Below are 21,308 nucleotides of genomic sequence, written 5' to 3'. Positions count from 1 at the left end.
TTCGCGCTGCTCGTCCTCGAACGAAAATCCCTCGCCCATCCTCCGCCCAGAGATTTTGTTAGGCGCTCTTAGCCGGCCGGCAACCGGTCGTCCCCCACCCCTTCGAAGGGGATCAACGCGGTGAAGGCCGCGCGCGTCCGGCTTGCCAGATCCTGGATATGCGGCTCGATGCCGGACGGGTCCGCGAGATCCAGCGCGCGGGCCAGCCGTTCCGAAAGGCCCGCCGGCAGGTCCTCGACCCGGAAGGCCGTGCCCGGGCCGAGGCGCAGGAGCTGCACGACGCGCGTCAGATCGGCCATAGCCGCCGGCAGCGCGTCCACGCCCGGCGTTTCGGGTTGGCGACGGACGAGCTCCGTCAGCACCCGCTCGGTGTTGCGGCCGATGAAGTCCAGCGGCACGATCCCGGACAGGATCGACCATTGCGCGATGAACTCGAGATCGGTGAGGCCGCCGACCAGCCGCTTGAGATCGAGCGGCCCACGGGCGGGCTTCTGCACCTCCAGCCGCGCCCGCATGTCGGCGATGTCGTAGCGCAGCAGCGGATCGGCGGCATGGCTCTCGATTGCCGCCTGGATCGCGGCGCGGATTTCTTCGGTCAGCGCGGGATCACCGGCGAGCGGGCGCGAGCGCGTCAGCGCCATGCGCTCCCAAGTCCAGGCCTCCCGCTGGTACTTGCGGAAGGCGTCGATATGGGTGGCGAGCGGTCCCTTGTTGCCCGAAGGTCGAAGACGGAAATCCACCTCGTAGAGCACCCCATCCGCCATCGGCGCGGTCAAGGCGGCGATCAGCCGTTGGGTCAGCCGGGTGTAATAGGTCGAGACCGGCAAGGGCCTGTCGCCGTCCGAGGTCTCTGCCTCGGCATCGTGGTCGTAGAGCAGCATGAGATCGACATCGGAGCTGGCGGTCAGCTCGCCGCTGCCGAGACGCCCGAGTCCAAGCACCACCAGCCGTCCGCCCGGAACCGTGCCATGGGCGCGGCGGAACTCCGCCTCCACCGCCTCCACCAGCGCCTCCAGCGCCGCATCGGCGAGCGCCGTGAAGGCTGCGCCGGCCGCCTCGCCCTCGATCGCGCCGGCCAGAAGCCGGATGCCGACGAGAAAGCGCTGCTCGGAGGCGAAGATGCGCAGCCGGGCCAGCCGCTCCTCGAAAAAGGGCGCCTCGCGAAGAAAACTGCCGAGCCGCTCGCGCAAGAGCGCCCGGGTCGGGATCTCGCGATAGAAGGCGGGGTCGAGCAGCGCGTCGAACACATGCGGGCGCAGCGCGATCGTGTCGGCAAGGCGCGGCGCGGCGGTGATCGCCAGCGCCAGAAGATCGAGAAGCCGTGGGTTGGAGGCGATCAGCGAGAAGAATTGTAGGCCCGAGGGCAGGCCGAAGAGGAAACGGTCGAAGCCCGCCAGCGCGGCGTCCGGGTCCCGCCCCCTGGCGAAGGCTTCCAGAAGCGAGGGCAGGACGCGCACCAGCTGGTCTCGCGCCGCATCCGAGCGGGTGGCGCGATAGCGCCCGCTCGCCCAGCCATGGACGATGCGGCCGATATCGCCAAGGCGGCGATAGCCGATCTGGCCGAGCCATTCGAGCGCAGCGGGATCTTCCGCATCGGAAAGAAGCGCGACCGCGCCCTCGTTCGTCCTCGCCGGGGCGTGATCGGCAAAAAGCGCGGAAAACCGTGCCTCGACCGTTTCCAGCCGTTCGACCAGCGCGCGAGAGAAATCGTCCAACGTCTCGAAGTTGCAGAGGCGTGCGATGCGCAGGAGATCGATCTCCGCCTCCGGCAACGTATGGGTCTGCTCGTCCGCGACCATCTGAACCGCGTGCTCGACGCGGCGCAGGAACCAATAGGCCTCGGTCATCTCCTCGGCGGCGTCCGGCTCGATCCAGCCCTCCTCGGCGAGCCGCGCCAGTGCCTCGTCGGTTCGGCGCAGACGAAGGGCCGGGTTGCGCCCACCCGCGATGAGCTGCTGGGCCTGCGCGAAGAACTCGATCTCGCGAATACCGCCGCGCCCGAGCTTCACGTTTTGCCCGGCAACCATGATGCTCTCGAAGCCGCGATGGCGGTCGATGCGCATCTTCATCGCGTGGATGTCGCCGATCGCCACGAAGTCGAGATAGCGGCGCCAGACGAAGGGCGTGATGTCGCGAAGGAAGGCCGCTGCCGCCTCTGGGTCGCCCGCGATGGGCCGCGCCTTGATCATCGCCGCGCGCTCCCAGTCGCGCCCAGCGCCCTCGTAATACACGAGCGCGGTCGGCACCGGCACGGCGAGCGGCATGGCGGAGGGGTCGGGGCGCAGGCGCAGGTCGGTGCGGAAGACGTAGCCGTCCTTGGTGCGCTCGCCGATCATCTTCACCAGACGGCGCGCGAGCCGCGAATAAAGCTCGACGCTTTCGGGCGGGTCGAGCACCGCCTCGGCCTCCGGTTCGAACAGAACCACGAGGTCGATATCGCTGGAATAGTTCAGCTCCTCGCCGCCGAGCTTGCCCATGCCGAGCACGAAGAGGCCCGAGCCCTGTTCGGGAACGGCGGAGTTGGGCAGCTTCAGACTGCCCTTTCGATCGAGATCGAGAAGGCAGAAGCGAACCGCCCTCGTCACCGCCGCCTGCGCGAGGCGCGACAGGTGGCGGGTCGTGGTGGCGGGCGTCGCCGCGCCGAACAGATCGCGTAGCGCGATCAGAAAGCAGGCCTCGTTCTTGGCCTGCCGCAGCTCGGTCATGATGCCGGTTTCGCTGGCACCGTCTGGAATCGGAGCATCCAGGCTGGCGACCAGCGCCTCCACCCGCTCGCCCGCATCCTCGTCGAACAGATGGTCCAGCCATTGTGGCCCGCGCAGGGCTAGCCCTTCCAGATGCGTGGACAAGGAAAGAGCAGCGCCCAAACGCTCGCGATCGGCATCGAAACCATCTGCGCCGAGCCAGGCGACCAGCCTGTCCAGCCCCTGTGCCTCGGCCGCCGCCGCCAGATCGGACAGGCAGGCGCTGGCCTTCTCGGCCGTCATCGGCACCAGCGGCAGCGTGCCGCCCAGACGCAGCGCTCCCAAAGCCTCATCCCTCATCGCCGGCCCTTCCCCCCTCGGACGGTATCGAGAGACGAACGATAAGGCCGGGAGCGGCATCGTCCAGCGCCATCGTGCCTTCGTGGATGCCGGCAATGGCCTGGACCAGCGAGAGGCCGAGACCGGAGCCGGGCTTGGTGCGGCTTTCGTCCAGCCGGTAGAAGCGCTCCAGAACGCGCACGCGCTTGTCGGCGGGAATGCCCGGGCCGTTGTCGGCGACCTCCAGTCGGAAGCCGTGATCCTCGGACGCGAGGGCCACACGGATGGCGAGCGGCCCCTCGGCCGGCACGCCATATTTCAACGCATTGTCGATGAGATTCGAAAGCGCCTGGGCGATGAGTTCGCGGCTGACCTCGGCCGTGAGGCTGTCCGGCGCTTCCACCGCCAGCGTGCCGCCGGCATCCTCGGCCAGAGGTTCGTAGAGTTCGGTCACGTCGCGCACGATGGCCGCGATGTCGGCCTTCGTCTTCAAGGCCGGGTGCGAACCGGCCTCGACGCGGCTGATCATCAGCAGCGCGTCGAAAGTGCGTATCATGCCGTCCGCCTCGGCCATGACGCCTTCAAGCGCACCGCGCAGCTCGCCGGACGAGGCGTCCTCGGAGCCGCGCAAGGCGGCCTCTACGCGGTTGCGCAGCCGCGTCAGCGGCGTTTTCAGATCGTGGGCGATATTGTCGGAGACCTGCCGCAGACCTTCCTGCAGATGCGAGATGCGGGTCAGCAGCAGGTTGAGATTTTCCGACAGCCGGTCGAACTCGTCGCCCGTGCCCGCTACCGGCAGGCGCTCGCCGAGATCGCCCCCCATGATGCGGGCGGTGGCGACTGACATGTTGTCCAGCCGATGCAGCGCCGTGCGACCGACCAGGAACCAAGCGATCAGCGCGCCGACGCTCATGAGGCCGAGAGCCAGAATCAGCGCGTTGCGCACCACGAGACGAATGCGGTCGAGCTCGGTCTGGTCTCGCCCAACAAGAATCCGCAGTCCGTTGGGAAGCTGGATCACCTGCGCGATCGCCGTGTGGTAGCGGTCGCTCGGGTCCTCCGTGAAGCGCGCATAGCGAAACGCGCTGCCGACGAAGCCGGGATCGTCGAGAACGCCCGCCTCCAGGCTTTCGACATTGCCAGCCAGGATGCGCCCAGTGGCGTCCGTCATGAGATAGAGCGACGCGCCGGGCTGGCGCGAACGGCGGTCGATCGAGCGCACCAGACCGACGATGCCGGCATTCTGATAGACGCGGCCGAGTTCGCCGATCTCCTCGTTGATCGTGTCGCGGTTCTGCGTCTGGAGGATCGAGACGGCCGAACCCGTCACGTAGAAGAGCAGAATACCGGCGAAGACCGCAAAGAGGCTGAGATAGATCGCCGACAGGCGAAAGGCAGTAACCCGCCAGATGTCACGGATACGGGCCATGGTGCGCATGGGATGCGGCGGGGCGACGCGCTACGAGCGCCTACCCCTGCCCCGCGCGCAGGATGTAGCCGGAACCGCGCACCGTGTGGAGCAGCGGCTCGCCGACATCGCGCTCGATCTTGGAGCGCAGGCGCGAGATATGAACGTCGATGACGTTGGTCTGGGGATCGAAGTGATAGTCCCAGACATTTTCGAGCAGCATGGTGCGCGTCACCACCTGCCCCGCATGTTTCATGAGATACTCGAGAAGGCGGAACTCGCGCGGTTGCAGCACGACCGTCTTGCCGCCGCGCTTGACCTCGTGGGACAGGCGATCGAGCTCGAGATCGCCGACGCGGTAGACCGTCTCGATCTCCTTCGTGCCTCGCCGCCGGCCGAGGATCTCGACCCGGGCGAGAAGCTCGGAAAAGGCGTAAGGCTTGGCGAGGTAATCGTCACCGCCCGCGCGCAGGCCCGTGACGCGATCATCCACCTGCCCCAGGGCAGAGAGGATCAGCGCGGGCGTCATGTCGCCCTTCTCGCGTAGCGCCGAGATCACCGAAAGCCCATCGCGCTGCGGCAACATCCGGTCCACCACGAGCACGTCGTAGCCCTGCGTCTCCGCCATATGCAGCCCCGTTTCGCCGTCGGCCGCGTGGTCCGGCACATGGCCGGACTCACGAAAGGCCTTCTGTAGATAGGAGGCGGCTTCTTTGTCGTCTTCGATCAAAAGGATGCGCATGGGTTCGGATGTAGGCGAAACCGCTAACGGCGTCATCGGCCCAGTCCTTTCGGATCGTCGGATTGTGAGAAAAACTGGGTGGCGCCCCGTTTCGGAGACGCCACCCTGCTCAGTCGAACGGCGGAGATACGCCCGCCGCCGGCCGATCAGCTGCCGGAGATCGGCAGGGCGACGAAGCGGTTCTGGTCGCCGTTGCGCAGCTGGAACAGTGCCGCCTTGCGCCCGCTGCCGGAGGCACTCTTGATGGCCGCCTCGACATCGCTCTGCGACTTCACCTGCGTGCCGTTCACCGCCACGATCGTGTCGCCGGCCGAGACCCCGCGGGAGGCGGCTTCCGAGTCCGGGTCGACATCGGTGACCACCACGCCCTGCCCATCGTCGGACGGGGTCAGCGTCAGACCATAACCGCGCAGCGAGGACGGGTTGACCGGCACGCTGCTGTTGGAGCCCGCGTTGGAGGCTTCATCCAGCGAGGCCAGATTGCCCAACGCGACCTTCACCTGCTTGGCCGCATTGTCGCGCCACAGCGTCACGTCGATCGAGGTGCCCGGCTTGAACTCTGCCACCTTGCGGGCCAACTCGCGCGGGCTCGTCACGGTCTCGCCGTTGACGGCGGTGATGACGTCGCCCGTGCGGATGCCGGCCTTGGTGGCGGGCGTCTCGGTGTCAGGCAGGGTCACGATGGCGCCATGCGTGTTGGCAAGGCCCAGCGCTTCGGCGATGTCCTTGGTCACCGGCGCGATCTGGACGCCGAGCCAGCCGCGCTGGACATTGCCGCTGTCGCGCAGCGACTGGATCACCGACTGCGCGGTGGAGGCGGGAATGGCAAAGCCGATGCCCACCGAGCCGCCCGAGGGCGAGAAGATCGCCGTGTTGATGCCGATCACCTGGCCCTGCAGATTGAAGGCCGGACCGCCGGAATTGCCCCGGTTCACCGCCGCGTCGATCTGGATGAAGTCGTCATAGGGGCCGGCGCCGATGTCGCGGCCCCGGGCCGAGACGATGCCCGACGTCACCGAGCCGCCGAGGCCGAACGGATTGCCGACCGCCACGACCCAGTCGCCGACGCGCACCTTGGAATCGTCGGCCCAGCCGACATAGGTGAACTTGACGTTGGGCGCGTCGACCTTCAGCAGCGCCAGATCGGTGCGCTTGTCGGTGCCGATCAGCTTGGCGTCGTATTCCGTGCCATCGTTGAGGACGACGGTGTAGTTGGTGCCGCCTTCGACCACGTGGTTGTTGGTGACGAGAAAGCCGTCGTCGGAGATGAAGAAGCCGGAGCCCTGGGCCATGCCCTCGCGCGGCTTGCGGTTGGGCGCGCGCTGACCAGGGGCGGCCGGGCCGTTCGGATTTCCGAACTCGAAGAAGCGGCGCAGCGGGTGGCCTTCAGGCAGGTTGTCAAAGGGCGAGGCCTGCGGACCGCCGCGATCGGCCACGTCCTCGATCTTCTCCTTCACCCGGACGGAGACGACGGCGGGCGACACCTTCTCGACGACATCGGCGAAGCCGGCGCTCTGTCCGGCCGGGCTGACCTGAACGGCCTGCGCGAAGGACGGCGTGGCATGGGTCAACACCCCGCCGGAAAAGGCGAGGCCGGCAACGCCCGCAGCGAGAACCGCGGCGGACAGGCGACGCTTGGTCTTGGTCGTGATCGTGTTGGTCATGGGATACCCCTGCTGGTTCCGTTCTCGCGCTCGGCGGGACATTTCCGCTTCGTCGTTGACACGGAACCTAGAGGATCGAAGATTACGGCAAGTTTTCAGGCGTGTGAAAGCTTGGTAAGGTCAGATTCGACCCGTTTCCTGCTCCAAACGATCCAGAACCTGCGCGACAGCCGCCTCCTCGGAGGAAGACAAGGGCGCGGCCGAGGCGTCCCGCGCGCGCCGGCGCGACAGGACGAGAGCGGTACCGCCCGCCAGCAACAGCACGATGGGCATGCCCCAAAGAACTAGGGTCTGCGTCTCCAGCCGAGGGCGCAGAAGCACGAACTGGCCGTAGCGCGCGACGAGATAGTCCAGCACCTGCGCATCGCTGTCTCCCGCCAGAAGACGCTGGCGAACCAGGACGCGCAGATCCTTGGCGAGCGCTGCGTCGGAATCGTCGATCGACTGGTTCTGGCAGACCATGCAGCGCAGCTCCGCCGAGAGCGCCCTGGCGCGGGCTTCCATCCCGGCGTTCGGCAACACTTCGTCTGGCTGCACCGCCAGCGCCGGGGACGCCGCCAGCAGGCACAGCGCCGCCACGACGAGGCAAAACCGCCGGGTTCCCCATCGCATCGTCAGGCCCTCGCGGCCGACGCGCGCCGCGCGCGGGACGGCGCACCGACCCGCAGCCGCCGGTCGGCCAGCGACACGCAGCCGCCCAACGCCATGACCACGGCCCCCAGCCAGATCAGCGTGACCAGCGGCTTGGTCCAGATACGGACCACGGTCGCGCCGCCATTGGCCGCCGCATCGCCCAGCGAGATATAGACCTGGCTGAACCAGCGGGTGTGGATGCCCGCTTCCGTCGTCGGCATCTGCCGGGCGGGATAGAAGCGCTTGGCCGACTCGAGGCTCGCCGTCTCGCCGCCACTGCGCGACAGGGTGAAGCGACCGACCTCCTCGCGATAGTTCGGCCCCTCGCGCGGTCCCATCCCTTCGAAGCGTACCAAGGTTCCGCCGGCCTGGACCGTGTCGCCCGGCGCCATGGTGGTGATGGTCTCGGTTGAAAAGGCGCCGACGGAGACGATGCCGAGCAGTGTCACGCCAAGGCCGAAATGGGCCAGCGCCGTGCCGAAGGCCGAGCGCGGCAGGCCGCGCAACCGGCGAAGGGCCAAGCGCGCGCCAACTTTCGGCAACCCGGCGCGAGCAGCCAGATCGCACAGACTGCCCGCCAGGAGCCAGACCGCCAGGCCGAAGCCCAGCGCCGCGAGGATGCGCGTTCCCCGCGTCAGCGCCAAGACTAGGACGATCGCCACGATCGCCGCGCCGATCGCGGCATAGAGGCGTTGCGCGGCGGCCAGAAGATCGCCACGCTTCCAGGCGAGCAGCGGGCCGAAGGGCACGGCGAAGAGCAGCGGCACCATGAGAGGCCCGAAGGTCGCGTTGAAGAAAGGGGCGCCGACCGAGATCTTGGTGCCGGTGACGACTTCCAGCGCCAGCGGGTAGAGCGTGCCGGTCAGAACGGTGGCGCTCGCGGTGGTCAGAAACAGGTTGTTGAAGACCAGCGCCCCTTCCCGCGAGATCGGCGCGAAAAGCCCGCCGCTTTCCAGCTCGCTCGACCGCCAGGCGAAGAGCGCCAGCGAACCGCCGATAAAGACGCAGAGAATGACGAGAATAAAGACGCCGCGCTCCGGGTCCACCGCGAAAGCATGGACGGAGGTGAGCACGCCCGAACGCACCAGAAACGTGCCGAGCAGCGAAAGGGAGAAGGTAAGGATCGCCAAAAGCACGGTCCAGACTTTCAGCGCCGCGCGCTTCTCCATGACGAGAGCGGAGTGCAGCAGCGCCGTGCCGGAAAGCCAAGGCATGAAGGAGGCATTTTCGACCGGGTCCCAGAACCACCAGCCACCCCAGCCGAGTTCGTAATAGGCCCAGTAAGATCCCATGGCGATGCCGGCCGTCAGGAATACCCAGGCGATCAACGTCCAGGGCCGGACCCAGCGCGCCCAAGTCGCGTCGATCCGCCCGTCGATCAGTGCCGCGACGGCAAATGAGAAGGCGATGGAGAAGCCGACATAGCCGAGATAGAGCAGCGGCGGATGGATCGCGAGCCCGATATCCTGAAGGATCGGGTTGAGGTCCTGCCCCTCGAAAGGGGCCGGCACGACGCGCGTGAACGGGTTGGACGTCAATAGGATGAAGAGCAGGAAGGCCACCAGGATCCAGGCCTGAACCGAAAGCACATTGGCTTTCAAGCTCGCCGGCAGATCGACGCCGAAGGAGGAGACCAGCGCGCCGAACAGGGCGAGGATCAGCACCCAGAGCAGCATCGAGCCTTCGTGGTTCCCCCAGACGCCCGACACCTTGTAGAGCATGGGTTTCAACGAATGACTGTTCTCAACGACGTTCAGAACCGAGAAGTCCGACGTGACATAGGCGGTGGTGAGCGCGCCGAAGGCGAAGGCGAGCAGGGCGAAGCAGCCGAGCGACGTAACGCCGCCCGTGTCCATCAGCCGAGCGTCGCCGAGCCGGCTGCCGAGAACCGGCAGGACGGATTGCACCAGCGCCAGGCCCAGCGCCAGCACCAGCGCGAAATGACCGAGTTCGACGATCAAAGCCCCGCTCCGCCCGGGCTCGGCGCGCCGATCTTGGGGCTGGACGCCCCTTCGCTGGCGACCACCGCCCCGTCCTTCCAGAGGCCGCGCGCCTTCATGTCGTCCACCACTTCCTTGGGCATGTAGGTCTCGTCATGCTTGGCGAGCACCGTGTCGGCCACGAACACATGGTCGGGCCCGACCACCCCTTCCGCGACGACGCCCTGCCCTTCGCGGAACAGGTCGGGCAGAAGGCCGGCGTAGCGTACATCGACGCTCTCCACCGTGTCGGTCACGCGGAAGCGCACGAGCTGGCTGCCGCCGCGCTCCACCGACCCGCTTTCGACGATGCCGCCGAGGCGGATGCGCTGGCCTTCCGAAGGCGGACGCGTTGCGAGATCGGTCGGCGAGTTGAAGAAGGCGACGCTGTCCGACAGGGCAGTCAGCACGAGCGCGAACGCCGCCCCCACCACGAAGAGGATGCCAAAGATCGAGCCGAGGCGCTTTTGCTTGCGGGTCATCGCGTGGCGCTGTCTCCCGAGAGGTCGAGCCCGAGCGATCGCGCAAAGGCCAGGATATCCTTACCCTCAGTGCTTTCGGGTGAGAAGACGCCGAGCGCCTTCTCGCCGGCCGCCGTCGCCTCGCCCGTCTGGCCGAGAACGGTGTAGGAGCGCATCAGGCGCTTCCAGCCTTCCTTGTCCTGCGGCGCGGCCTCCAGTCGGCCGGCAAGTTGCGCTACCATGCCCTCGACCATGCCGCGGCGATCGGTCTCGCTCATCTGCCCCGCCGCCTCGATATCGGCGCCGCTCGGGCCGGGCGCCTGCGCCACGGCTTCGGACAGCGCTGCCGGGGCATTCATGCCAAGCTTGGCACTCGCATCGTCGAGCCCCGCCCGTGCCAATGTCAGCCAAGGCGCATCGGCGGGCGACGCGGCGATCAGCGCCCCCCAGGCCTCGCGCGCCTCGGCATAGCGCTCGGTCTGCGAGAGCTGCAGCGCGAGGTAGAAGCGCGCGGCCGGCGCGTCCCGGTCCAGCGCCAAGGCCGCATCGAACTGCGCCTTCGCCTCCTCGGTCACCTGTCCAGCAGCCTGCTGAACCAAAGCCTCGCCGAGACCCACCAGCTTTTCGGCGTTCGGCTTGGTCAGGCGGATGGCGTTCCGGAAGGCCGCCACGGCCTTGTCGGCCTCGCCCATGCGCAGGTAGACCGGCGCGACGATGCTCCATCCCGTCCCATCGTCCGGCTTCTCGACCAGCCTTCGCTCGATGGCGGCGATCATGGTGGAAATGTCGTCGGGGGCGCGTTCCGGTTCGCGGCTGGCCAACGGCAGATCACCGATCTCCGGCGAACCGGCCCTGTCGTAGAAAAGAAAGGTCGCGGCTGGTAGGAACAGGGCGACCGCAAGTCCGGCTATGATGGCGAGGCGGCCCTGCGCCGACCGGCTCGCGCTCTGGTCGATCGCCAGCGCGCCCTCGGCCTTCAGGAGACGACGGGCGATCTCGGCGCGGGCCGTCGCGGCCTCGTCCGGGCCGATCGCCCCGCGTACGAGGTCGCCTTCCAGTTCCAGAAGCTGTGCGCGATAGACCTCCGCGTCATGGCGCGGACGCGGCACCGCCGGCGCGACGCTGGTGCGAAGCAGCGGGCGAACGATCGCGATGGTCGCAATCAAGGTCATGCAGGCGGCGACAAGCCAGAACAAGCGTCATCATCCCATGGGCGGCTTCCGACGAGACCGGCGGCCGGCGAGTAGGCCAAGCTCTATCAAGGGCGCGCGGCCCTGCCTATTCACATCGGCGCAAAGAATGTCTCGTCAGCCGACGGGCGTCCACGTATCGACGCCCGACCGGCAGGCGGTGCCGACCTGGCGCGTCGTCGCGCTTCCACGGGTGACGACATGGGTGTAACCCCGGCAATCCTGCGAGCCGATCCGGTAAAGCTGCGTCGGCACGACTTCGCCGCGATAGCCGTCCGCCGACCAGGGCACGGCCTGCCCCACGGCGCCGAACTGCAACGCCTGATACTGTGCGGCCAAAGCCCCCTGCTCCGCCCGGCCGCTTAGCGGCGCGTTGCCGCTTTTGGGCAGGCTGGGGCGCAGCGACAGAGCGCCGGGCGGCAGAGCAGGCGTGGACGCCTGCGTCAGGGCAGCGCCCGACGACAGGCATCCGCCGAGCGTCAGCGAGGCAAGGAGGGCCGCAAGGGTCTGAAACGCACGACGCATGGGTCAGCCTGATACCGACCGGGGCAAGCCCGGACATTCCGAACGATCTCAGATACTGTTTGACAACTCGGCGGTGGGGGACCGTCGAGTGATTTTGCGACGTTCGCAAGGCGCCAAACGCAGTCGATGCCGGTGGCATCGGCGAGGATTGGCAACGAAGCGGCGGCGGAAAAGCGCCGGCGAACCGACCCGACCGAGTTATCAAACAGTCTCTCAGGAGATCGGCGTATCGGCGGAACGTGGCAAGGTCAGTTCGGCGCGCAATCCCCCGAATTCGGACCGGCCCAACCGAAATTCCCCCCGGTATTGCAAAACGGTCTCAGCCACGATGGAAAGGCCGAGGCCGCTTCCCGGCACCGTCTCGTCGAAGCGACGACCGCGCTTGGTCGCCTCGGCGATCTCCGCCTCGCCGAGCCCAGGCCCGTCGTCCGACACGGTGACGAGGAAGACGCGAGGCCCCTCTGCCGAGACCGCCAGCACGATCCGGCTCCGGCCGTACTTCGCGGCATTCTCCAGGAGATTGCCGAGCATCTCCTCCAGATCCTGCTGCTCGCCGCCAAACACGAGCCGCTCCAGCGCCGCGTCCATCTCCATATCCACCCGGAACGCCGGATTGAGCTTGGCGATGACCCGGACCAGACGCTCGGCCACGGGCTTGACCGGAGCCCGAGCGATCACGCTTTCGCCGCCCGCCGCGATGCGGGCGCGGTCGAGATAATGCTGGACATGGGCCTGCATCCGCTCGCCCTGCTCGCGCAGCACGCGCCCCTTCTCGCCGCCGATCGCTCCGGCTTCGTTCAACAGGACGGCCACCGGCGTCTTCAGGGCATGGGCGAGATTGCCGACCTGCGTCCTCGCCCGCTCCACGATGCGCAGATTGCTGTCGATCAAGGCGTTCATCTCGGCAGCGAGCGGCTGGATCTCGGTCGGAAAGCGCCCCTCAAGCCGTTCCTTCTCGCCGGTGCGCACCGAGGCGAGAGCACGCTGCACGACGGAAAGCGGACGGAGCCCGTAGAGGATCGCTAGGGCGTTGATGACCGTGGAGCCCAGGCCGAACAGGCCGAGATAAAGCGTCAGCTGCCGGTTGAAGGCCGCGATGTCGGCGTCCAACGTGCTCGCATTGCCCATGACGCGAAAGCGAGCGGCATGGTTTTCGCTGTCCAGAACGACTTCCGCCTCCTCGACATAAAGCGTCTCGCCGTCGAGCCCCGGCACCCGGTAGTCGCGCCGATACTGCATGTCGAACGGCGCCTCGGCCTCCGGCACGTCGGCGATGCGCGCGCGCCCGAGCGAGAAGGACGAAAGGCGGCCGGACGTGTTGGCGCTGGCCGGCAGCACCTCCCAGTACCAGCCGGACAGGGGCTGCGAATAGGCGAGATCGCCGAGATCCGGCACGCCGCGCAAAGCGCCGGTCTCGTCAACCGTCACGGCATTGACGAGGTTGAAGAGCTGAGCACGCACCACGGCCTCGAAGCCCGACAGGGCCGTCCGCTCGTAGAGCGAGGAAATCAGGCCGCCGACCACGAGAAAGGCCGCGATCGCCCAGAGGCTGGACATGCCGACGACACGCACCGTGAGGCTTGCCGAGAAACGGGTCTTCCGCGGCACTTCGCTCACCCGTTCGCGCTCCGGCAGCCGCTGATGTCAGCCATCCCGGTGCATCCGATAGCCGAGGCCCCGCACCGTCTCGATCAGGTCCAGGCCGATCTTGCGGCGCAGGCGGCCGACGAAGACTTCGATCGTGTTGGAATCACGGTCGAAATCCTGATCGTACATGTGTTCGGTCAGTTCGCTGCGCGAGACGATCTCGCCTTGGTGATGCATGAGATAGGCGAGCAGCCGGTACTCGTGAGAGGTCAGCTTCAGGGGCGTGCCGTCGACGGTCGCGCGGGAGGATTTGGTGTCGAGCCGCAGCGGCCCGCAGTGAATTTCGGACGAGGCATGGCCGGCCGCGCGGCGGATCAGGGCGCGAAGGCGCGCCAACACCTCCTCCATATGGAAGGGCTTGGCGACATAATCGTCCGCCCCCGCATCGATGCCCGCCACCTTGTCGCTCCAGCGGTCTCGCGCGGTCAACAACAGGACAGGCATGGCGCGCCCGTCGCGGCGCCAGCGCTCCAACACGCTGATCCCGTCCATCTTCGGCAGGCCGACATCCAGCACCACGGCGTCGTAGGGTTCGGTGTCGCCGAGGAAATGACCGTCCTCGCCATCGGCCGCGCTGTCCACGACATAGCCCGCCGCGCGCAGGGCCTCGCCGAGTTGGCGGCTCAGATTGGCGTCGTCCTCAACGACCAAGATACGCATCGTGCCTCCGGTTCGGTGTTTCGATTCGCGAGGCTTTATTGCGGAATCGTGATCGTCTGACGGCGGGGCCGGCTGCCGTCGCGCGCGGGCACCAGAACCGTGACGACGCAGACCGTGCGCCCACCCTGCTCGGAGATCTGAACGGACAGAACCTGTCCGCCCGTCTGCGCGGCGGCCTGGGCGGCGGCGGACGAGCAGCCGCCCTGAGCCAGGAGTTCGGGCCGCTCGTCCGGCTCGTGCGAGGCGGCGGGGGCGAGCGCCGACACGCCGCCCACGCCCGGCGCGGACCAGTTCGCCGAGGAAGGCGAGACCGCCGCCCACAGCGAAAGGCCGGCCATGAGAGGGAGAAGGAGCGTGCGGCGGGTCATCGGCTTTCCCGGTTTCGATCCTCCTTCTTCTAGGCGCCAGCCGCTGAATGTCGAATGAATAGGCCGGGATTTGGCGCGGTCAGCGGATTTCGGCCTGGGCCTGGAAGCGGCCGAGAATGGCGATCACCGCGCCCAGCGCCGAGGCGCCGGCCGCGAGTGCTTCCGCCAGCTGGTCCTGCGCGCCGCCGTCGAGTTGGAAGCCGGCGAGGGCGGCAAGGCTGGCGCAGAGCGCCACGAGCCCGCCCCAGACGGTCTTCGATTTCCACCATTGTTTCGTCTCGATCATGCTGGTCTCCTTGGGGTTTGGATGGATTGGGTTTGGATGGTCAAGGTCGAACCGCCAGCGCGATTCGCCGGGCCACGCCGGCGCCCACGCTGGCGCTCATCTGTGAGACGGCGATGTCGAGGCGCGTGCCGGCCGGGCCGAGCACGGAGCGCCAGGTCGATGCGGCAACGCTCAGCCGCGTCGCCGCTGCCGAGAGATCGAGCGAGCCGCCTCCCAAAGCCGACAGGGTGACGCGATAGGCCTCGTTCTCTTCGCCAAGCGGCGGATCGGCCTCGTCCCACGCGTCCAAGGCGGAGCGGCTGCGGCGCAGCCAGGCGATGGTCAGCGTCCCATCGTCTTCGAAACGGCCCGAGAGATGAGCCGGCGACAAAGGCAGCAGTACGCGGCGGCCAAGCGCGGCCGCCTGCCGGTCGGCCGCCTCGTCGTCGAGTCCCCGCCCGGCGGGAACCGCAAGCCAGGGCCGCTCCTCGCCGAGCCCGGTGAGCGGGGCGGGTATGGCCACGCAGGTTCCGTCGAGCAGCACGAACGGCGCGCCGGCCGCCTGCCCCGCCCGCATGGCGTCCTCCGTGCCGCCCAGCGCGCGCACCAAGCCTGCAAGCCGGAAGCGACCCGGCGCGACCTCCTCGGCATCCCGAAACTGCACGATCTCCCAGGCGCCCGATGTCGAGCGGATCGCCGCTCGGTTGGCACCTGCCAGAAGCGCCGCTTCCGGCACGGAGGCGAGCGCCCCGCGAACCAGATCGACCTCGATCCGGTTGGCCCGGTCCCACACGCCCTCCCGCCCCGCTCCGAGCGGCGCCGTGAGGAAGCCGATCGTGGCGGGGCGGGTCACCCGATCGAAAGGCTGGAAGCCGGAGCCGGTCGGCGAAGCGAAGAGGTCGAGCGGCACGAAGGGCTTGGCGGTCGCCGCCAGAAAGGCGCCTCCCCCGCCCTCGAAGGATGGCAGGTCCATCCAGAACGCCACCGGCCGCGAGGCGATAAGCGGCTGCGCGGAGGCCGGCCCGGAAAGCGAGCCCGCCTCCACGGGCCGCAGCGCGGCCGCGCGAACACGCCGCGCCTCCACCCGCCGCGTCAAGCCGTCCTCGATCCGCTCGATGCGCCAGACGCCGGGCACATCCGGCGCGCGCACGAGATCGCCCGGTGCGAGCGAAAGCTCGGCCGGCGAAAGGGCGAAGCTCGCCGTCTCGCGCTCGCTCCCTTCCCGGTCCAAGAGTTCGGCGGCAAAGCGCCTCGCCTGTCCCTCCGCCAGGATCACCGGCAGTTCCACAGCCGTCTGCCGTGGCCGGTCGGCGTCGCCCAACGCCGCGTCCGCCACCGCCGCCTGATAGGCGCGGGACGGGTCGCTGAAACCCACCAGAACCTCCTCCACCGTCTCCACGGGTTCGGAACGGCGGACCTCGAAGCGCGGCGCGTCGTCATCCTCGGCCAGGGCTTCCAACGCGAATGGGTCGGTTCGCCGAGCGAGCGAGCGAAAGCGCAGCTTCCCGCCCTCCGCGCGCACCTCGGTTCCCGTCAGGCGTAGAAGCTCTTCCAGTTCGGCGCGCGCCGATCCCGGCCCCGACACGAGATAGCCGCCGAGATCGGCCTCGACCGCCGCCGTGTCGCCGGCGTCGAACTCATGGTCGGCCAGCAGCTGATCGATCAGCCCATCCAGCGGCGCGCGGCCAAGCCGCCCCGTCAGCCAGTGCCCGCGCTCCCAATTGGCGCCATCCGCCCAGATCTCGGCCCGGTCGGGAAAGGCCGGCGCCGGCCGCGCGTCCCAGCACCAGAGATGGATCGCCTCCGCCGGCACCATGCGCCCGCCGTAAAGCGGCGAGACCGGATTGTCCGCTTCGCGGAAGCCCGGCGAGGCCGGGTCCCAATGGCCGAGATGCGCCTCGAGGAAGCGGCGCTGCGCCAGATCGTCCCGCCCACCGTTGGAGAAATACGGCCAGTGGCTTTCGGAGGATTTCGGGTCATGGAAGACGTTCGGCTGGTTCGGCCCCTTGTCGATCGCTGGGCAGCCGAGCTCGGTGAACCAGATCGGCTTCGACATCGGCACCCAGCCCGTGGGCAACGCGTTCTCTACCCCGCCGCGCCGCTCGAAATGCCGGTTCGCCCACCAGCCCTTCAGGTCCTTCGGCCGAAACACCCAGGGCTTGCTCAGCCCGTCCGTGATCGGGCTTCGCCGCCCGGCCCGACGCGCCGCCTCGCTTTCATAGTACCAGTCGAAACCTTCGCGGGCGCCGATCGAAGCGCGCAGCGCCTCCCGGTCATAGGGCGACGCGGCCTCGCTCGTGTCTCCTTCGTCCCGCCAGTCGGCCAGCGGCAGGTAGTTGTCGATGCCGACCGCTCCGATGTCCGGCGAGGCCCAGAGGGAGTCGAGATGGTAGAAGACGTCGTTCGACCCATCCTGCGGCTGATGGCCGAAATACTCGCTCCAGTCGGCGGCATAGGTAAGGAGCGTGTGGGGCAGCAGCGCCTTCACGTCCCGCGCCAGCGCCACCAGCGCCTCCACGAAAGGAAAGCGCCCGGCCTCGTCGCGGATCGCGGTCAGCCCGCGCATTTCCGACCCGATGACGAAGGCGTCGACGCCGCCTGCCAGTTTGGCCAGATGCGCGGCATGAAGGATCATGCGGCGGTAGGACCATTCGGCCGGGCCGCCGTAGCGCACCTCCCCGCCTACGATGGCGAAGTCGGCGACGCGGGCCGAGCCGACGAAGCGCAGGACATCCGTCCGCGCCTGCGCGCTTCGATCGGCCGAGCCCGCCCGGCCCGGAGCCTCGTCGAGCGTCATGCGACCGCGCCAGGGATAGGGCGCCTGCTCCGCGCCGCCATACGGGTCCGGCAACGCGTTGCCGGCCGGCACGTCCATCATCAGAAACGGATAGAGAGTCACCCGAAGGCCGCGCGCCCGAAGCTGGGCGATGGCGCGCAGGACGCCGGCGTCCGAGGGCGTGCCGCCATAGGCCGGTGCACCGTTCACCTGGCTGACGAGATGCGCCTGGCCGCGCCCTACGCCGCCCCCGCGCCAGACGATCGTCTCGTCGCGCGCCCGCACCTCGACGCCCGGCCGCACGCTGGCATGGCCCACGCGAAGGTCGTCCGCGAACCAGCTCACCACCAGCGCCGCGCGCTCCAAGCGCGGGCAGAGCGCCGTCAGCTCCTCCAGCGACGCGGCAAAATCGCTCGCGCCGTGCAGCATGTTGCGGTTCGGAAGCCGGTCCGTCCCCGGCCCGATACGCTCGCGCACCGGCAGCGGGTCGAGCCCGTGCTCCGTCGCGCCGGGAATGATCGTCACCGCCCGCAGTCCCGCTTCAAGCGCGCCCACGGGGCGGATCACCTCGCAGCTGATCTGCGGAATGCGGTTGCCCCAGCGCTCCAGCGCCAGATGCTCGAACACGAGATAGGCGAGGCCGCGATAGGCCGGCGCGTTGCCCCGCCCCTGCCGGGCTTCGATCAGGGGATCGGGCTCCTGGTCCTCGCCGCCCTTATGAAGGCGGACATTGACGAGCGACAGGTCGAGCTCCTCGCCATCGGCCCAGATGCGCCGGACATGGGCGATCGGCCCTTCGCAAAGACCGATCGCGACATTGCCGAAATAGCTGTAGGTCGTGACCTCGCTGCGCCCTCGGCCGGCGCCGCCCTTTCCGCCACTGCGCTCCGTGGTCGCCGCTTCCTCGAAGCGCGTCGTCCAGATCACCTGGCCCGCGATCCGCGCCGTGCCGTAGAGCCGGGCGACGCCCGCGCCCTCGTCGGCCTCCATGATGCGGCTGCCGGACAGGCGCGGCCCCTGCCGCTTCGTGCGCGCGCCGAAAAGGCGGTCGTCGATCGCGGAACCGCCGAGCGCGCCGATGGCCCGGCCGGCCATGGCGCCGAAAGGGCCGCCGACGAGCCCGCCCAAGGCGCCGCCCACGGCCTGAAGAAGGATCGTCGCCATGCCTCAGCTCCGGTTGATGAATTGAAAGACACCGGCGATCCGCCCGGCCCAGCCCGGCGTCAGCACCGAGGAAACGACGGAGGCGCCCTCATAAGCGTGGATCAGGCGCAGGGTCCGACCCGCGCCGCCGTCGGGCGCGTCGAGAATCCCGCAATGCTTGGCCGGCCGTCCCTCGCGCCAGCGAAACAGAACGAGGTCGCCCGGTGCCGCCTCGCCCCATTCGATCGGCCGGAAAAGCCGCTGCGCGGCATCGCACATCGGATCGCCCGATCCGGTCTCGGCCCAGTCGGCGCTGTAGGGGCCGGGCGTTTCCGGCTCGGCGCCGTAGACTTCGCGCCAGACCCCGCGCACGAGGCCGAGACAGTCGCAGCCGACGCCCGCGCGGCTGCCCTGGTGGCGATAGGGCGTGCCGAGAAAACCGCGTGCCGCGGCCAGCACAAGCGCCCGCATCACGGCACCACCGGCGAGCCGTCATGCCGCCCGTCGCTCTTGGCGATGCCGAGCGCGCTGTCGGCGCCCGGCAGATGCGGGAAGCCGCGAAAGTTGACGCCGTTGCCGAACCGGTCGCGGCAAGTGGCAAACGAGCGGTCGCAACCCGCCACGAGAGCCACCTGCCCGCCCGCCTCCGGCAGGCGCACGGGCCCCCGATGCAGGAACAATCGCAGCGTTCCCACCTCCTCCCCATCCGCCATCCCGCGCAGCGGCAGCGGCGCCGAGCCGTCCGCCAGGACCAGCCGGCCCTCCGCAAACAAGCCTTGCTCGCCGCGCGCGATCGCCTGAACCGGGCGAACCAGGATCACCGCGTCCGACGCGGACACGACCACGACCGAACGTGTCCAAGGTGCCAGATCGACCCCGCAGCGCCGATCTCCCAAGACGGCGTCGCAGCGGCGGCGATAGGTCCGGCCGCGCTGGCGGTCGAGCCGGGCGGCCAAGCCGCGCAGTTCGGCGCGAAAGCCCCCCGGCCCCCGCGTCACCTCGCCGAGATCGGCAACCTCCATCAGAACGTGATGGCTCGGCTCGTGCCAATCGACGCGGAAGCTTTCGACGCTGGAGCCGTCGAACAGGCCGCGTTCCACATCCGCCTCGCGAATCGCCTCGTCGGAAAAGCCGCCGTCCACCGCCTCGGTCCCGGCGCCCAGCCCGCGCGCCGCTTCGCTCTCGCCGGCCGTCCAGCCGCTTCGGGCGCGAAACAGGGTTCCAGCGAAGCGGAGATCCTCGTCATGATCCGTGAAGCCGAACACGGCGCCGTCGCGCCGCGTCAGCCGCCAGGCGCTGGCGAGCGTCGTCGCCGGCTGTTTCAGCCGCGCCTGGAACTCCGGGGACAAGGTTCTCATGGCCGGATCTCCACCAGCGGAATGGATGGGATGTCGCCGGCCTCGAAGGCGGCGACGTTGACGGCGAGATGATCCATGTCGAAGCGCACCGGCACGTCGAACTCGAAACCGGCCGTTACCGCGCCGCCGACCGGCGGCGCGGCGGCGAAGGTTAGGAGCCCGGTCGTGGCGTCGATGTCGGCGTCGGTCACGACGCCGTTCACCGCCGCCCGCACCGTGCCGGCCAACGGCTTGCGGATCGGCCTGACATAGGCGTCCGCGCCGGTGCCGTAGCGTTTGACGAGTTGGAAGCCGCGCGCTGCGCCATCGCCGGTGCCGAGCGGCTGATCCAGAGCGGTCACAGGCTTGCCCCAGCGCGCCGAGGCAGCGTCGAACGGGTCGCGGAAGCGAAAGCCGACGAGCCGCCCGCGCCGCGCCTCGAAGAACTCGAGCACGCTGACGAGATCGGCTAGGCTCTTGACGCCCGAGCCCGCGTCGTAGCGCCGCCAGGAATGGCGCGTGCGCTGGTTGCGGTTCTCGTAGCCCGTGGAAAGGCGCACGATGTCGGTTCGCCGCTCCGGCCCGCCCGAGGTGCCGAAGGCGACGGCCAGCGGGAAGCGTTCCTCGCTGAAGGAGGCGATCATCTCAAAGGCCCCTCTGGCCGCGCAAGGCGGCGCGCGCCAGCATCGCCTGGATCTGCGTTTCCGCGCGGCGGAAGCTCTGCGCGTCGGGCGTCGAAACGTTGAAGGTGACCGAGGACCCGCCGCGCCGCCCGCCGTCCACCGCAACGCCGAGCGAGCCGTCCGCGCCGCGCTTCAACGGCATGATCGCCTCCGCGCCCGCCTCGCCCATCAGACCGACCTGCCCGCCGGCCGGAAAGAAGCTCGGCGCGCGCACCACGCCGCCCTTGGCGAAGGGAACGACGCCCGGTGCCGGCTGCACGCCCGCGCCCTGCCCGCCCGCGCCCCCCGTCAGGCCGGACAGCAACGAACCGACGACGCTTCCGGCCAGATTTGACAATGGCTTGAGCGCGGCGTCGAGGGCGATGGTCGAGATGCGGCTGCCCAGCCCCTTGAGCACGGTGTCGAGGGAGCGCCCGCCGCCGGCCGCCCCCTTCAGCGCGGCCGTCAACGCGGCGCCGAAACGGTCGGCGCGCGTGGAGAGGTCGGTCAAGGCGCGCTCGAAGCCGCTCGTGTCGGCTTCCACGGCAATGCGCATCGTGTCCACGGACGGGTCCATGTCATCTCCGATCGGGATAGAGTTGAAGAAGCTCGCCGAGCCGCGCGCGGCTCGGGCCGCCTCCGCGTGCGTGAGAGAAGGGCGACGCCAAAGCGGCCAACTCACGCGGGCTCAAGGCCCAGAAGTCTTTGGGGCTGAGACGAAGCGTGCCGAAGCAGAGCGCCATCGCCTCGTCCCAGGGAAAGGCCGCCGCGCCGGCTTCCTTGGCCGGGGCCGGCGCGGCGGCGCTCAAGGGCGCGGCGGGGCGG

At 68.9% G+C, this 21,308-nt stretch carries 19 protein-coding genes; all 19 read right to left on the bottom strand.

The window, feature by feature from the left end:
* Positions 1 to 68: 68 nt before the first annotated feature.
* Positions 69 to 3,044, bottom strand: a complete 2,976-nt coding sequence (locus AUL32_RS08890) for a bifunctional [glutamine synthetase] adenylyltransferase/[glutamine synthetase]-adenylyl-L-tyrosine phosphorylase (protein ID WP_062113844.1) — start codon at positions 3,042 to 3,044, stop codon at positions 69 to 71.
* Positions 3,034 to 4,452, bottom strand: coding sequence for a sensor histidine kinase (locus AUL32_RS08885; RefSeq protein ID WP_062113934.1), 1,419 nt, complete (start codon positions 4,450 to 4,452; stop codon positions 3,034 to 3,036). Before AUL32_RS08885 ends, AUL32_RS08890 begins: the two co-directional genes overlap by 11 nt.
* A 40-nt stretch (positions 4,453 to 4,492) precedes the next feature.
* Positions 4,493 to 5,209: a response regulator transcription factor gene (locus AUL32_RS08880; RefSeq protein WP_062113841.1), complete on the bottom strand. Its 717-nt coding sequence runs from the start codon at positions 5,207 to 5,209 to the stop codon at positions 4,493 to 4,495.
* 110 nt (positions 5,210 to 5,319) lie between these two features.
* Positions 5,320 to 6,837, bottom strand: coding sequence for a Do family serine endopeptidase (locus tag AUL32_RS08875; RefSeq protein WP_062113838.1), 1,518 nt, complete (start codon positions 6,835 to 6,837; stop codon positions 5,320 to 5,322).
* Positions 6,838 to 6,957: 120 nt separating this feature from the next.
* Positions 6,958 to 7,449, bottom strand: a complete 492-nt coding sequence (locus AUL32_RS08870; protein WP_062113835.1) for a cytochrome c-type biogenesis protein — start codon at positions 7,447 to 7,449, stop codon at positions 6,958 to 6,960.
* A gap of 2 nt (positions 7,450 to 7,451) precedes the next feature.
* Entirely contained in the window at positions 7,452 to 9,431 is a 1,980-nt protein-coding gene (locus tag AUL32_RS08865) for a heme lyase CcmF/NrfE family subunit (protein ID WP_062113832.1), read from the bottom strand.
* Positions 9,428 to 9,931, bottom strand: a complete 504-nt coding sequence (ccmE, locus tag AUL32_RS08860; protein WP_062113829.1) for a cytochrome c maturation protein CcmE — start codon at positions 9,929 to 9,931, stop codon at positions 9,428 to 9,430. The genes AUL32_RS08865 and ccmE overlap by 4 nt, the downstream gene beginning before the upstream one ends.
* Positions 9,928 to 11,106 (bottom strand): c-type cytochrome biogenesis protein CcmI, encoded by a 1,179-nt coding sequence (ccmI, locus tag AUL32_RS08855; protein ID WP_062113826.1) that lies wholly within the window; start codon positions 11,104 to 11,106, stop codon positions 9,928 to 9,930. The genes ccmE and ccmI overlap by 4 nt, the downstream gene beginning before the upstream one ends.
* Before the next feature lie 111 nt (positions 11,107 to 11,217).
* Positions 11,218 to 11,625, bottom strand: a complete 408-nt coding sequence (locus AUL32_RS08850; protein WP_061976651.1) for a hypothetical protein — start codon at positions 11,623 to 11,625, stop codon at positions 11,218 to 11,220.
* A 213-nt stretch (positions 11,626 to 11,838) separates the two neighbouring features.
* Entirely contained in the window at positions 11,839 to 13,182 is a 1,344-nt protein-coding gene (locus tag AUL32_RS08845) for an ATP-binding protein (protein ID WP_062113931.1), read from the bottom strand.
* 87 nt (positions 13,183 to 13,269) lie between these two features.
* Complete coding sequence (locus tag AUL32_RS08840; RefSeq protein ID WP_062113824.1) at positions 13,270 to 13,932, bottom strand: response regulator transcription factor; 663 nt, start codon at positions 13,930 to 13,932, stop codon at positions 13,270 to 13,272.
* Between the two features lie 35 nt (positions 13,933 to 13,967).
* Positions 13,968 to 14,300: a hypothetical protein gene (locus AUL32_RS08835; protein WP_062113822.1), complete on the bottom strand. Its 333-nt coding sequence runs from the start codon at positions 14,298 to 14,300 to the stop codon at positions 13,968 to 13,970.
* A 79-nt stretch (positions 14,301 to 14,379) separates the two neighbouring features.
* On the bottom strand, positions 14,380 to 14,586 hold the full coding sequence (locus AUL32_RS08830; RefSeq protein ID WP_062113818.1) for a hypothetical protein: 207 nt from the start codon (positions 14,584 to 14,586) through the stop codon (positions 14,380 to 14,382).
* Between the two features lie 40 nt (positions 14,587 to 14,626).
* The gene (locus AUL32_RS08825; protein WP_062113815.1) at positions 14,627 to 18,505 is read right to left on the bottom strand and encodes a baseplate multidomain protein megatron; all 3,879 of its coding nucleotides are present in this window, start codon (positions 18,503 to 18,505) and stop codon (positions 14,627 to 14,629) included.
* 3 nt (positions 18,506 to 18,508) lie between these two features.
* Positions 18,509 to 18,955 (bottom strand): NlpC/P60 family protein, encoded by a 447-nt coding sequence (locus AUL32_RS08820; protein ID WP_062113812.1) that lies wholly within the window; start codon positions 18,953 to 18,955, stop codon positions 18,509 to 18,511.
* Complete coding sequence (locus tag AUL32_RS08815; protein WP_062113809.1) at positions 18,955 to 19,842, bottom strand: DUF2163 domain-containing protein; 888 nt, start codon at positions 19,840 to 19,842, stop codon at positions 18,955 to 18,957. The genes AUL32_RS08820 and AUL32_RS08815 overlap by 1 nt, the downstream gene beginning before the upstream one ends.
* Positions 19,839 to 20,465 (bottom strand): DUF2460 domain-containing protein, encoded by a 627-nt coding sequence (locus tag AUL32_RS08810; protein ID WP_156421379.1) that lies wholly within the window; start codon positions 20,463 to 20,465, stop codon positions 19,839 to 19,841. Before AUL32_RS08810 ends, AUL32_RS08815 begins: the two co-directional genes overlap by 4 nt.
* Before the next feature lies 1 nt (position 20,466).
* Positions 20,467 to 21,060, bottom strand: a complete 594-nt coding sequence (locus AUL32_RS08805) for a phage tail tape measure protein (RefSeq protein ID WP_082659435.1) — start codon at positions 21,058 to 21,060, stop codon at positions 20,467 to 20,469.
* A gap of 1 nt (position 21,061) precedes the next feature.
* On the bottom strand, positions 21,062 to 21,308 hold a 247-nt coding region (locus tag AUL32_RS08800), incomplete at its 5' end, for a phage tail assembly chaperone (RefSeq protein WP_244497757.1).

Origin of the sequence: Aureimonas sp. AU40 (assembly GCF_001463785.1) — a bacterium.
Classification (GTDB): Bacteria; Pseudomonadota; Alphaproteobacteria; order Rhizobiales; family Rhizobiaceae; genus Aureimonas.
Note: the sequence above shows the minus strand (reverse complement) of the source record. Positions and strands in the feature narration are given on the sequence as shown.